Genomic DNA, 14,189 nt, shown 5'->3' with positions numbered 1-14,189 from the left:
GCGGAATCCCCGGAACTACCTGGCCTTTCTCGGTCTCGCCGCCGCCCTGTGCTGCTACAAGCGCCTCGTCCGCCTCACCACGTAGGACACGGTCTTAGGCGCCCGGCAAGAGCGGGACCTCCCTGGACGCCGAAACGGCCTTATGAGTGGGCGCGACGAGACCTGAGACGGTGTCGACCATCCCCTCCAGGCGGGGCTGAAGGACGAGGTTCCTGACGGCGCCGGGCAGCTTGGATCCGATGTCGGGGACGGTGACTGGGGGTGCGTCGGGCTCTCCGCCGGGCTGGCCCTTCGATGGGTTCGGGGCAGGCGTCGGCCTCGGCGCCGGCGTCGGACTCGGCTTGGGATTGTGCTTGGACGGCGACGAGCCACTGGGCTTCGGACTTCTCGACTTGCTGGGCGAGGGCGAGGTCGAGGGGGTGGAGTACCCGCTCGCGGAGTCCGGCAACGGGTAGGGACCCGTCTCGGTGCTGTTCGGCACCTCGTGATGGCCGCTCTTGAAGTACTCGAACCAGGACTTGACGGTGCGCAGATATTCCGCGGAGTGGTTGTAGCCGAGGATCGCCCGGTCTAGGTCGTTCGAATTGGACAGGTCGCGTCCGCCCGCGCACAGGTACCGGCCGGCAGCGAAGGCGGCATCGTAAATGTTGCTGGGGTCGTTCTTGCCGTCGGCGTTGCCATCGGTGCCCCAGGTCGCCCAGGTGGACGGGATGAACTGCATCGGGCCGACCGCCCGGTCGTATGTGGCATCGCCGTCGTACACACCGTTGTCGGTGTCCGAGATGTTGGCGAAACCATTGCCGTTGAGCTGAGGGCCAAGGATGGGCGAGCGCGTCGTACCGTCGGCGGTCACTCGCCCGCCCCAAGCCTGACCGGACTCGACCTGGCCGATGGCGGCGAGGAGTTGCCAGGGCAGGTTGCAGCCCGGGTTGCTCTGTGCAAGCGCGGCTTCGGCCTTCCTGTACGCGTCGAGGACGGTGGCCGGAATGGCCGCGCCACCGATCACTCTGGAACCGGACGCCGACAAATCAGCGGATGGACCCGGCTTACCGGGCGTCATCAGCGGAGGCAGAGCGGTGTAATAGGGCGTAGCACCCGAAGTGGAGGAGCCAGACAGCGGAGTGACCTTCGCGGCGGGAGCGACCACGCCTGGAGCCTGCGAGGCGGTGAGCGCCGCCATCGCCGTCGCAGCGACCGCCGTTCCCGTGACACCTCTGCGTATCCGCAAACCGAACTTCCCCGACATGCGCAAAACCCCTCCCAATCTCAGATTGCGAACATTGACACGGCGACAACTTGTCTCTTGTGAGACGAATGCATAGATACTTCGAGTGATATGGAGTTCACATCTCCCGTGCGGGCTAGTTCTGTGCTTCTATTAGGCTTGCGTAAAGTGCGCGCTGTTCGACCTGCAGCGGCGCTCCTCCGCAACCGAATCGACCGCGTTCATCGTCCCGGTTCGGTTCAACTTGACCCAATCACCGTGTCGGCCTGCTCAACAGCACATTGGCGAACGTTTCGACGTCCGGCGCCAAGTTATTCCACATGCATACACCGCCGTATCTGATCCGGTGATCTGGCCGAGCGCGAGGCATCCGAGCTGGCCAGCTCCACCCGTCAATCCCGCGAACGCAACCTCGGTGCCACAGACAACTTCACTCATTTAAGAATTCTCCACGAAGGTGGACATCCGGAAAAACTACGGAAGTTGATGAGGTTACACCGGGCTACCGTGTTGCAAGGCCGTGCACCAACGGCTGTGCCAATCCTTGCGGAGGTAGAGCAATGCACGTCCCATTCACCGTCGCGGACTTCCTGGAGCGCGGCGAGACCGGCTTCGCCGAGAGTGTGGCCGTGGTCGACGAGCCGAGCCAACCGGCGGACCCTCTCGGGCAGCTCACCTACCGCGATCTCGCCAACCGGGTCCGCGCCTGGCAGGCAGGTTTCGATGCGCTGGGGATCAGTGCGGGCGAACGTGTGGCGGTTGTCAGCCACAACTCCGCGCGCCTGCTCGAACTCCTGCACGCGGTGCCCAGCAGCGGCCGGATCTGTGTGCCGGTGAACTTCCGGCTCAGCAGCAACGAGGTCCGCTACATCGTCGAGCACAGCGGCGCGTCCGTGCTGCTCGTCGATCCGGAACTCGAAGCAGCGCTGTCCCACATCAAGGTGGCGCACCGGTTCGTGCTGGGCGAGCAGACGGACACGGAACTGCTGCGGTTCGCCACCGAGCCGGTCCCATGGGCGTCGCCCGACGAGAACGCGACGGCCACCATCAACTACACCTCGGGCACCACCGCTCGGCCCAAGGGCGTGCAGTTGACCCACCGCAACATCTGGGTCAACGCAGTAACCCTCGCCGTACACACCCGCGCCTGGGAGCACGACGTGTACCTGCACACGTTGCCGATGTTCCATTGCAACGGATGGGGAATGCCCTTCGGCCTCGCCGGGCTCGGCGCCCAGCAGATCGTGCTGCGCAAGGTGGACGGCACGGAGATCCTCCGCCGCGTCGAGCGGCACGGAGTGACGTTGATGTGCGGCGCGCCCGCGGTGTGGAACGCGGTGCTCGAGGCGGCGCAGCGGTGGGAGGGGGAGATTCCAGGCCGCGATCGGGTGCGGGTGGTGTGCGCCGGTGCGCCGCCGCCTAGCCGGACCATCGCGCGCATCGGTGAGGAACTGGGCTGGGAGTTCCTGCAGATATACGGCCTGACCGAGACCTCTCCGCTGCTGACCTTCAACCGCTCCCGCTCGGCGGACGACGCCCTGCCCGCCGAGGAACGCGCGCGCAAGCTGTCCCGCGCTGGGATTCCGGCGCTGGGGACGCGGCTGCTTATTTCCGATTCGGGCGAGGTGCTGGCCCGCTCGAACGTGATTATGGACGGTTACTGGAACAACCCCGAAGCCACCGCGGACGCGTTGCGGGACAACTGGTTCCACACCGGCGACGGCGGGTCGGTCGACGACGAGGGGCACCTGACGATCTCGGACCGGAAGAAGGACGTGATCGTCACCGGTGGCGAGAACGTCTCCTCCATCGAGGTGGAAGACTGCATCTTCTCGCACCCGGAGGTGGCCGCGGTGGCGGTGATCGGCGTGCCGGACGAGAAATGGGGCGAGACGATCAAGGCGCTGGTGGTCAAGGCCGACGGCGCGACGGTCACCGAGGCGGAGATCATCGCGCACTGCAAGCAACGGCTGGCCGGGTACAAGGCGCCGACCTCGGTGGAGTTCCGCACCGCAATCCCGCAGACAGCCACGGGGAAGATCCAGAAGTTCAAGCTTCGGGAGCCGTACTGGAAAGGCATGCAGCGCAAGGTGAACTGAACAACTCGTGAGCGATGCGGCCATTCTGCCCGGCCGCATCGCTCACGAGTCAGTCCAGGAGGCCGGCCTCGCGGGCCACCCTGGCGAGTTCCGCCCGGCTGCGGACGATCAGCTTTCGCTGCACGCTGGCGCGGTGGCTCTCCACCGTCCGAGGCGAGATGCGGAGTTCGTCCGCCACCTCGGAGTTCGTCAGGCCGGCGGCGATGAGCTTCAGCACTTCGAGCTCCCTGGACGACAGGCTGTCCAAGTCCACGTTCGGATGCCTCTCAGCGCCCTGGGAAGCCGTTTCTTCCGGCACGTACGTGACGAACTTGTCGTCCTTCATGACCGCGTGCAGGACCTCGATGAGCTCTTCCTCCATACATTCCTTCGTGATGTAGCCCCTGGCCCCGAGAATCTTCGCCTTCTCCACATAGCCTCGGGCGCTGTACATGCTCAGCATCACGACGTTGGTGCCGGGCGAGATCGCGGCGATCGAGCCCAGCAGGTCGAGCCCGCTGCCGTCCGGCAGCCGGATGTCGACCACCGCCAGCTCCGGCCGGTACTGCTCGATCGCCTCGACGAGCAATTTCCCCGTCGGGGCGGCGGCTCTGAGCTGGAAGTTCGGCGTGCCCTCGAGGATCCGGCGGATCCCGGAACGGATAATGCCGTGGTCGTCACACACCACTACACCGATCATCGTCTGGTCGGCACCTCCACCATCACGGTCGTGCCCTGACCCGGCTGGGAATCGATGGTCAACCGGCCACCGGCCAGTCGCGCCCGCTCCCGCATCCCGATCAGCCCGAGCGACCTGCCCTGTCTGTTCCGATCGACGTCGAAGCCGACCCCGTCGTCCTCGACGACCACCCGCACGGTGTCGCCGGAGGAAACGAGCACGACGCTTGCCTCGGTGGCTCGACTGTGCCTGCCAACATTGGTCAGTGCTTCCTGCACGATGCGGAAGAGCGCGGTTTCCGCCGACGCCGGGATCTGACCCCCCTGCCCGATCACGCCCAGCTCGAACTGGATCGGGAAGATCCGGCGGCAGTCCTCCACAAACTGCTCAATACAGCCGGGCAGGCCGAGGTCGTCGAGCCCGGACGGCCGCAGCGACCAGGCCACCGTGCGCACCGCCTGAATCCCTTGCCGGACGATCCCCCGCACGTCCACGGTGAGTCTGCGTGTGGTTTCGTCGCCGGCTTGCTCCAATTTGCCGAGCCCGTCCATGATGCCGGCGAATAGGTGGCCGAACTCGTCGTGCAGGTCCCGCGCGATCCGATCACGCTCGGCCTCCTGTACTTCGACGATCCGCTCCATGGACTCGCGACGGAGCCCTTCCCGTTCGATGACCGCACCCGCGAGCGCAGCCAGTACCTCGACGGTCGGCGCGTGCTGATCGCCTTGGCCGAGCGGGAAGGCCGCGACCACCGATTTCGCTTCGAAACCGTCGATCATCACCTTCTTGGCGACGCGTTCGGTCCGTTTCGTCGGCACCAGTTCTTCCGCGGCGTCGCCGCTGGCGATCTCCACCCGGCGCGCCGTGGTCGTGGCGGCGGTCGCCTCCCGCAGTTTCTCCAGCACCTCGTCGACGTCGTCGGAGGCAACGATGCTGCCGACGGCGCTGACCAGCGCCTGGTGTCGCGAGGAGTCCCCGACCGTGGGCATGACTCGCGACGACACCGCTTCGACGATCCCGCGGTCCACCCGCACCCCCAGCGGGCGGCACATTTCCGAAGCCGGGCGCAGCCGGACGAGCGAGCCACGGCGCGCGTCCGCCCAGGCATGCTCCGCCACCAGCGAGCAGGCGGCGAGTTCACCCTCCGCCCGCGCGCGGGTCGCGCTGTGCACCGCCGCACGCAAGAGCAACCGGCCACGCCACGCGTGCCCCTGCGCGAACGACATCACCGCCCATTCCCTCAACACCCCGGGGCGCTCGGCGCGGAAAACGAGCGCCCACCGCAGGGCACGGGCCAGCTGGCGGCGGGCGAGTTGGGCACGGACCCGCCGCTCCTGCGCCCACCAGGCGGGCGCCTTGTCGTGCCACAGACGGAGCACCTGCAGGTGCGAGGTCACGATGGGCGCGACGAAATGGTTCCTGGTGCCCGACTCACGCAGCGACTCGTTGGCCTTGCGGAAGGCCTCCACCGCGTGCTCGTACTGTTCCGAATGGAACAGCCGCCAGCCCCTGGCCGCCTGCAGCATCGCGGTGGTATGGAAATCGTCCGAATTGGTCTGCCGCAGTTCACGGACGATCGTGTCCGCGCTGACATCGCCGGGCAGGCAACGGGTCCAGATCGCGAGTGCGGTACCCGCACCGATGCGGTCGCCGATCCGCTTGCCCTCCCAATAGGTTTCGCGTGCGATCACCCCCGCTTCGTGCAGCCTTCCCTGCCGGTACCGACAAAGCGCCTTCTGCCACCGCGCAGCGATCTGTTCCCACCGGTCACCGACGACATCAAAGGCGGCGATCGCGGTGTCAAACGCCTTGATCGCTTCCTCGTAACGGTCGGCCGCGTGCAGCACGAAGCCCCGGAAATGCTGCGACTGCGCGATTCCCCAGTCCTCGTGCTCCGCCTGGCGAAGCCGCAGCGAGCGGACCACCAGCCGGAGCGCGACCGTCGCGAAAACCGGGGTGAGCCCGGCGATGCATACCGCCGCGGTGGAATACGCCTGCGACCGTTCGCGCATGCTCCCGCCGGCCCGGGAAATCCGCAGAGTGCGGAGCATCCCCCAGACCACCCAGACCGGCGATCGCGCGAACCACCACTCGTACACCAGCCGGTTGTAGATACGCGCCGCGAGCCGGGCCCGTTCGCTCCCCGCCCCCTTCCTACCCGGCCGCAACCGTCGCGGGCACAGCCCGAGGGCCAGCAACCCCAGCTCGCCGACGCAGGAAACGGCGGCCGCCCAGGAGCGATCCGGCACCCTCAAACCGAGATGCCGCATGCCCTGTTTCATCCAGTCCGCCGCGTCCTCCAGTCGACCGGTCTTGAAGGCCAACTCGCCGAGCAGCGTCGCTACCCTGGCCGACTCGATCCCGTCGAGCGCGTTCGCCGCGTCGTAGGCGACGGAAAGTTCCTTGGCCGCCAGGTCATAGTTGCCCAGCAGCATGTGGACTGCGCCCAGGCCGCTGTACACCCGGAACCTGTCCAGCTCACTGACGGACTCCAGAAGTTGAAGCCCTGCCTCGGAAATCTTGAAATTGCTCTCCGCGACGTCGAGCGCGTGCTGCCGCAGACCCGCTTCGCCGGCCCGCACCGCATACGGCATCGCCAGACCGAGCTGGCCTGCCCGATCGAAGTGGTACGCGATCTCGTAGTCGCTCTGTGCCTCGGCCGACCGTTCGAGCGCCTGCGCTGCCCGGCGGTGCAGATCCCGACGGCAGTCATCGGTCAACGACCGCAGCACTGCGTCCCGGAGCCGGTCGTGGGTGAACACGAAGCCGCCCTCGCCGGGTACCTGCCGGAGGATCCCGCGGTCCATCGCTTCCCGGAGCAGATGATGGGCTTCCCTCGTCCCGACACCGAGTGCATCGCACAGCGTCGAGGACGAGAACTGGCGGCCGAGAATGGCTCCCTGCCGAACCGCCTGCTTGGTGGCGGCCGGCAACCGGTCCAGCCGGGCGGAGACGAAAACGTCCACCTGCGCGGGTTCGCGCCCGTCGGCCGGAGGGAACGAGCGGGACTGGGACAGTAGCGGAAGCGAGCGCATCTCGTGCTCGTCCACGGCCCACCGATCGCCGTCGTGGACCAGCGCGGAGGAATCGATGAGCGCGCGGAAGACCGACAGCGTCTCCAGCGGGTTACCCCGGGAGTAGCCGATTACATAAGGGATGATCTCGGCCGGGAGCCGGTCGCCGACCGACCGGACCAGTTCCTCGGTTTCCGAAGAGGACAGTGGTCGCAGCTCGAGGAAATCGGCGCTGCCCCAGGTCTTCACCTGCGCGACGGCTTCCGGCCGGCAGGAGCTGATCAGACTGAGATGCGTGGCCTGCTCCGGCCCGCGGGAGATCGCCGACGCCAGCTTGGCGAGCACCTGCCAGCTGAGGTCGTCAGCCCACTGGCAGTCGTCCACGATGAGCACCCCGGGGCGCGCGTTGGTGAACACTGCCTGGAAAAGCCGGGTGACGGCCGTCGCGACCGCCAAGGCGGAACCGCCCATCAATGCCTCGCCGGCAACGCCGGACACTGGCAGGTCGGCGAAGATGGCGGAGAGCCCGGGGACCAGTTCGATTACCGGCGGCAGGAGCTCACCCAGCTCGTGGCCGACCATCTCGGCCTCGGCCGGGTGGGTGCGCAGGTAGAGCATGATGTCCCGCAAGGGTTCCGCGAACAGCCCGAGGGGGCGCTGCGCGGAGTAATCGAACGCGCCGCCACGCAGGACGGTCACCCCCGCGTCGTCGGCGTGCGCGGCGACCGCGTCGAGCAAGCGGGTCTTGCCGACCCCGGACTCGCCGCTCAGGCATACCACAGCCCCTGCGGAACGAGCGGCGCCCTCGACATAGGAGGTGAGTTTCCCCAGCTCCGCGCGCCTGCCGATGAGTGGAGGGTCGACGTAGGCGAGCGTGCCGCCGGTACGCGGGGTGGCGGTCGGCGACTGGCCGGTCTCGCCGATACTCGTCGCCCGCACCGCTTCGACCCCGGCCAACGCGTCCTCGGCGCTGGCGTAGCGCTGCTCCGGCAGAGGACCGAGCAGCCTTTCGAAGATCGGCCGCAGCGCGGGCGGCACGCCCACTACGGCGAGCAGGTGAGCAAGCCCTTTCGGGGTGGTTCTGTACTTCTTCGCCTGCGCTCGCAACGCACTGGCAGTGCGGTTCCACTCAGCGGCGGCTTCGAGCAGAACCCAGCCGCAGGCGTAGATGTCCGCCGCGAAACCGACCGTCCGGCGCACGTCCCCGGCATGCTCGGGCGGCAGGTACCGGCCATCGGCGGAGCCGACGGGGGGTGTGGTCGCGGCCAGCTGGGTGCGGGAGACGCCCGCGTCGAGCAGGACGAGCTGGCCGGTGTCCTCAGTGAGCATGATGTTCGCCGGTTTCAGGCCGCCGTGCGCGATCCCCATGCCGTGCAACTGGGCGAGCGCGTAAAACAGCTCGCACATCAGCCGGACGTAGGCGTCGATCGACGGACGCGGTTCTTGCGCTGCCCATTCCCGGATGTCCCGGCCCGCCACGAACGGCCGGGTGAGGGTCACCTCCCCGGGACTGGTGTTCGCGATCTTGCTCGGCATCAGGAGCGGCAGCCGGGAACCCCACATGACATCGAGTTCCTGGGCGAGCCAGTCCCAGCTCCACGGCCAGGTCAACGAAAGGTCAAGCCGACGGACGACAATACGATTCCGCGCTTTTCCCGAGACGCCGAGTGCCGTGCTTATTCCCCGCGAGGCACGCAGGTCGCGAACGACCTCGATTCCACCGTCAAACCGCAGAAGATCTGGCGCCATTGCCGTACTCCCGGTCTTGTCCATCAACGATGAGCATTTCCGTCTACGCCCTGACGAGTGGAGGTCTTGTGAAGCTCCTTGCTTGTACGAGTGTTGACGCTTTCGCAACGGTCAAGGGGCATTGCATCACGCCACTGCCGTCACCTGATCCGGGCACGATCGGAAGGGCTCAATTCTGTTGGATACGCAGCCACCTGTCCACCGCCCAAACACGGCTGATACTTTTTCGAAACCCTCGTCATGCTCACGGAAGGGCACCTCTGGCTCCCCGCAATTTACTGACCTGACCAGTTACTTGCATAAAGGTCAGACCGAGCTAAAAGCACCTCTTCGGAGATCAGCAACCGACCGGGACAAGCGTGCCGATCCCGGCCACCGCGAAGACCACGGCGACCACGTAACAGGTCCGGGCACCACGGCGCAGCGTCCTCGATCGCCGCTGGCGGTCCCTCGACGACAGCCACGGCGGCACCTGGTGCGCGTTGCGTAGGCCCCACCGGCCGAGCACGACCAGCGCGCCGGCCATAAGCAGCGGCACCACGCTCCTCGCGATGATCATTGCAACGGCCGGGTGGGCGCCGGGGCGTTCCCGGGGACGGACTCGTCCCCCGGCGGGGCCGCCGGGTCGGCCGGCCGGTACCGGTCGGCGTACTGCACGTCGGCGTGCTTGATCTGCTCGGCCAGCCAGCGCCGCCAGACGCCCAGCGACTTCTCCAGCAGCAGCGTGTCCTTCAACTGGCCCTTGACCTGCGCGAACTTTGCGGGGATCGGCGGGAGGACCTGGTCCACCCTACCCACGTTCCAGCCATGCTCGTTGTGCACCGGGCCGAACACGGTGCCGGGCTGCGCGGCGAAGGCCGGTCCCCGGTAGCGGTCGTCCAGTTGGTCGCGGCTCAGCTCGCCGAGGTCTCCGCCCGAGGGGCCGGTGGAGTCCAGGCTGGTCCGCTTGGCCACGTCCTTGAACGCCGCGCCGGCCCGGATGTCGGCGAGCACCTGGTCGGCTTCCTCCTTGGTGCGCACGACGATGTTCCGGAGGTGCCGTCGCTCCGGCGTGCCCAGCTGATCACGGCGCTGGTCGAATGCCTTCCGGACCTGCTGGTCGGTGACCGACTGGCCGGCGGTGACCTGGTCGAACAACTGGTTGAGCGCAAGCTGACGTTTGATCTCGGTCAGCACGGCGACTTCGGAGGTACCGGCATTACCGAGCACCCGGAAGAATTCGTCCTGCGCGGACGGGCCCTCACCGATCTGCTGCGAGATGTACCGAGAAAGGACATCGCGCGCCGCTTTGTCGGCGATCTTGATGTTCCGTGCACGCTCGGCGTCGTCGAGAATGACACTGACCGCCAGTGCTTTCGCGCCGTCCCGCCAATACCGATCCAGGGCTTTCGCGTCCGACGGCCGCCGCACGCCGTAAAGCGCCCGAAGTGTGTCCATTTCCTTGTTCAAATCGTCGACCGGGACCATTTTCCCGCCGACACGGAAAGCGACGCCATCCGGTAGTTCTCCCGATTTCCACCAGAAGTAACCGCCAGTGCCGCCACCGAGCAGGAGCACGAGCACGATGGCGAGTAGTGCCTTCGCCCGCTTCAAGCGCGGAACCCGCAACCGGCCGCCTACCGTGACCAGCCGCCGCAGACGGCCAGACCGCTCGGCAGCCGTGTCCTCGACCTCCTCGGGACCTGCGGCTTCCTCGACTTCCTCGGCACCTGCGATGTCCTCGGCTTCCTCGGTGTCCACGATGCCGTCCGTGGTGTCCCCTATGGAAAGTTCATCGGCTTTCATGCCATTACTCCTACTACCGTGGACTTCTGGGACGGTTCCGGCTGAAGGACCGGTTTTCGGGGCTCCCGCCGCACGGTCATCGCGACTACGCAGGACGCGGAGAGCAGCGCGAGGACGACCGAACCCGCGAGCAAGACGCCGAACTCACGGATCACAGCAAGCCGAGACGCGGCAAGCACCGCGTAACCCACGGCCGAGGTCACCGTCGCCAGCACCACCGAGCGAAGCAGCCGCCTGCTGCCCTGCCTGGCCGCCTCGGAGAGCAGCACGGTGAACTCGCAGCCGATCGCGGTGGTCAGGGAACCCAACGCCACAGTCACGGGGCTGAGCGGGATTCCGGTGAGCCACAACGCACAGAAACCGGCGCCGGTGGCCATCGCGCCCGCGGCCACCGCGCGGACCGCGTCGGAACGACGACGCAAGCCGATGAGCAGGACAACGCCCGCCGCGCCGATACCGGCGAGGTTGCCCCAGGTCCGGTCGGCGGACACCTTCTCCTGCGCGGTCACCGCCACCATCGGCAGCCCGGCCAGTTCCGTGTGGTAGCCGGGCGGGGCAGACGGCAGGCTCGCCTGCACCTGATCGCGTAGCCGTTGCAGCGCACCGAGATCGTTGATGTCGACGCCGAAGCTCAGCACCGCGACCTTGCCGTCGTTGCGGATCACCGAACCGACCAGATACGGCGGGAGCAGCCGGAGCGCCGAAGTGAGTTGGTCACCGGTCGGTGCCGGGCCGAGGAACGGGAGCAGGGAAACCGGCGACACCACCGGCCGCATCCGGTCGCCATGCGTGGAGATCACGCTTGTCTGGGCCCGCCGCATCCAGTCGAACGCTTTGACCGAACGCACGTTGTCGCCGCGGAGCACGATGTCGAGCTCGCCGGAGGAGCCGACCCTCTGCTCGACCTGATCTGCGTCAGCCAGTGCGGGCAGGCCGTCCGCGAAACTCCGGAAGTCCGAGCGCAGCGGCAATCCGGGCAGCAGCGTCCAGCCCGCGATCGCCGCCACCACGAGGAGCATGCTCACCCCGACCCGCACGCCCCTCGTCGACGGCGGCCAGGCCATTGCGGCAGCTGACCGCCACCGGCCACGAGCGTGCGGTGCCGGGGCGCCAGCGAGCCAGGGCGCGAGCGCCAGCCCGGTGAGGGCGGAGAAGAGCACCCCGACTGACAGCGCCAGCCCGAGATCGCGCACGAACGGCAACGGCGACAGTGTCAGCGAGGCGAAACTGGCCGATGTTCCGGCGGCCACCGCCAGCACGGCACGACGGCGGGCCCGCTGCGCAAAATACATCGGGTAGAACGCGCCGATCCCCAGCAGCACCGAGAGGAACGCCAGTACGCCAAGGGAAAGCGGCCGATTCAGCCAGCCGAACAAGGCGACGGTGAAGCCGGTGGAGAGCAGGGCAGTCAGCACGGGGCCCAGCCGTCGGCTCCGCCGGGTCCAGGGCGTGCAGAGGAAGCACGCGGCGACGGCGAGCACGGCGATACCGCCGAGGAGAGGGATCTCCTTCGCAACCTGCTCCCCCACACCCGAGGCGACCGCAGGGACCCCGGAGACCGTGGTCGCCTTGGTGCGGATGCCGGACTTCGCGACCGCCTGGCGGATCCCGGACACCAGATGTCCCGTGGCGTCGGCTGTGCTCCCTTCCCGCGGCCGGACCAGGATCGCGATCGAGTCGGCGGAGGGGATCACGAAATGCCATTGTGGCCGTGGCTGCCCGTCGGGGTTGTAGACCACGTTGCCGACGAACTTCGGGTTCCGCAGCGTGGGCAGCCCGGCGGGCAGTCCCTGGACCAGCAACGGCCCGTACCGCGCGTCGAACGCCTGCACCGCCTTGTCACCGGCGCTCTGGACAGCCTTGTCGCTCGCCCCGGACTTCTTCGCGGCGTCCTCCGCGGCGGCACGCTCGGCATCCCGGCGGCCGGTCAGCTCGGCCAGGAACTGCTGTGTCCGGCTGGCGATCTGGTTGACGATCGTCGCCGGCCCGTACACGGCGGCGACGTCCGGCAGCCTGGAAAGTCGGCCTTCCAGCTGGAGGACCTTTTGGATGTTGTCCTCGTCGAGCAGCTCCCGCTCGCTTTCGGACTCCATCAGGACCACGACCGGATCGCCGCCGAACGAACCGGCCAACTCGTTCAACCTGGCGACCGACTTGTCGCCGGACGGGAGGAACGAATCAACTCCAGTCTCCATTGTGGATCTGGCGAGGCCGCCGACCAACGCTCCTGCCGCGAGCACCAAGCCCGCCGCGATCATGATTCCCTTGCGGGTGGGACGAACCCGCAACCGCGCGGGCACCCGAACTCGCAGACGACCGATCAGCCTCCGCACGCCGCGTCGCGCCACCGGCTATTCACCGTCCCTCTTCACCCGCGGGTAAGGCCTATTCTCCGGCCCAGGGTTGTTCAGCGTGCCCGGCGAGGGGTACGGGTTGTGCTTGTTCAGCGGGCCGAGCAGGCTGTGGTTGAGCGGGATCGGCAGCCCCTTGGCGCTGTACTCGTCCAAGATCGGGTAGACGTTCCAGTACTTGCCGTTGGCGTCGCCGTTGATGACACTGTCGTTCCAGTTCGTGAAGTAGGCTGCGATTTCCGGTCCGTAGGGCCGGAGGTAGGTCAGCATGGGGTTGACGTCGGACATCGCGACCCGCGCGTTGGGAATGAGCTGCCGCAGATCGGTGGACAGCTGCGGGACCCTCCTCAGGGTGGCCGGGGACTTGTTCAGCACGCCGTCGAGGGATGGCAGCAGACCGCGCAGATCCGCCGAGGTAGCTGGCAGTTCCGTCAGCGCCGTGTTCAGTGCCGGCGCGGCCGCGTTGAGGTTCCTCGCGACCGGTGCCAGTGAGCCGGACAGCTTGTTCAGCCCGGTGCTGGCCTGCTTCGCGGTGTCCATTAGGGTGGGCAGCCTCCGGACGACGTCCTGAATCTGCTCGGCACCGCCCGCGGTCGCCTTGGTCAGCTCATCCGCGTTCTTCACCATCTGGGCGATCTGGCCCTGGCGGCTGTCCAGCGCGGCGAGCAGCGTGGCGCTGTTGCCGGCCAGCTGCCGCAGATCGTGGGACTGCGCGGCCAGCGCGCCGAGCGCGTCGTTCCCCTGCCTGCCGACGTCGCCGAGCCCGGACAGCGCCGCGGACACGTCCTGCTTGGTGCCCTTGGTGCCCGTGCCGAGCGACCGGAGGCTACTCGCCAGCGCGGCCCGGGTGTCGCCGTCGAGGCTGGTCAGCACGTCGTTGAGCTTGACGGCCGGTTTCACCGTTTCTGCCGGAAGCTTCGCGCCGCTGGGAATCTCCGGCCCGTGACCGTCGACGATCTGGACGAAGGTCTCCTCGACGAGGGTCTTGTTCCGCAGCTGGAAGGTGACCCCCTGGTGGAGCGGGTGCTCCTTGTTCAGCTGGAGCGTGACCTCAGCGTTGCCGCCGTGCACCTCGATCTTCTCGACGTCGCCCACCGGGACGCCGGCGATCATCGCGTCGCCGTTGTACACCAGGTTCGCCGTTTTCGGCGCGGTGAAGGAAACCTGGTAGCCGGACTTGCTGACCAGCGGCAGCTTGCCGCCTGAATTCACCCACAGGTAGGCAAAGATGACCGCGCACACCGAGATGAACAGGCAGAGCACCAGCAGTCGGATGGCCGGTAGCGCGCCATGAGCTATGCGCATTGG

7 protein-coding genes and 1 pseudogene are annotated in these 14,189 nt (G+C 67.5%); 1 reads left to right on the top strand and 7 read right to left on the bottom strand.

The window, feature by feature from the left end:
* Positions 1-355 precede the first annotated feature (355 nt).
* Positions 356-1,246 (bottom strand): annotated as a pseudogene (locus ABZV31_RS35205) (lytic transglycosylase domain-containing protein); the annotation flags it as partial.
* A 539-nt stretch (positions 1,247-1,785) separates the two neighbouring features.
* On the opposite strand from ABZV31_RS35205, the gene ABZV31_RS35200 reads away from it, so the two are divergent.
* Positions 1,786-3,324: an AMP-binding protein gene (locus ABZV31_RS35200; protein WP_355900917.1), complete on the top strand. Its 1,539-nt coding sequence runs from the start codon at positions 1,786-1,788 to the stop codon at positions 3,322-3,324.
* 49 nt (positions 3,325-3,373) lie between these two features.
* Here the strand turns inward: ABZV31_RS35200 and ABZV31_RS35195 are convergent, their stop codons facing one another.
* The 6 genes from ABZV31_RS35195 to ABZV31_RS35170 form a co-directional block, all read right to left on the bottom strand.
* On the bottom strand, positions 3,374-4,003 hold the full coding sequence (locus tag ABZV31_RS35195; RefSeq protein ID WP_355900916.1) for a response regulator transcription factor: 630 nt from the start codon (positions 4,001-4,003) through the stop codon (positions 3,374-3,376).
* Positions 4,000-8,769 (bottom strand): AAA family ATPase, encoded by a 4,770-nt coding sequence (locus tag ABZV31_RS35190; RefSeq protein WP_355900915.1) that lies wholly within the window; start codon positions 8,767-8,769, stop codon positions 4,000-4,002. The genes ABZV31_RS35195 and ABZV31_RS35190 overlap by 4 nt, the downstream gene beginning before the upstream one ends.
* Positions 8,770-9,082: 313 nt before the next feature.
* Positions 9,083-9,286 carry a hypothetical protein gene (locus tag ABZV31_RS35185; RefSeq protein ID WP_355900914.1) on the bottom strand — a complete coding sequence of 68 codons (204 nt, stop codon included), beginning with the start codon at positions 9,284-9,286 and terminating at the stop codon, positions 9,083-9,085.
* Between the two features lie 14 nt (positions 9,287-9,300).
* The gene (locus ABZV31_RS35180; protein ID WP_355900913.1) at positions 9,301-10,530 is read right to left on the bottom strand and encodes a peptidyl-prolyl cis-trans isomerase; all 1,230 of its coding nucleotides are present in this window, start codon (positions 10,528-10,530) and stop codon (positions 9,301-9,303) included.
* Positions 10,527-12,878, bottom strand: a complete 2,352-nt coding sequence (locus ABZV31_RS35175; RefSeq protein ID WP_355900912.1) for a hypothetical protein — start codon at positions 12,876-12,878, stop codon at positions 10,527-10,529. The genes ABZV31_RS35180 and ABZV31_RS35175 overlap by 4 nt, the downstream gene beginning before the upstream one ends.
* A gap of 3 nt (positions 12,879-12,881) precedes the next feature.
* A complete protein-coding gene (locus ABZV31_RS35170) occupies positions 12,882-14,186 on the bottom strand; it encodes an MlaD family protein (RefSeq protein WP_355900911.1) in 1,305 nt (434 codons plus the stop codon).
* Positions 14,187-14,189 lie beyond the last annotated feature (3 nt).

Origin of the sequence: Streptomyces sp. NPDC005202 (assembly GCF_040608235.1) — a bacterium.
In the GTDB taxonomy this organism is placed as follows: Bacteria; Actinomycetota; Actinomycetes; order Streptomycetales; family Streptomycetaceae; genus Streptomyces.
The sequence above is the reverse complement of the archived record's forward strand: the minus strand, read 5'-3'. Positions and strand labels throughout refer to the sequence as shown.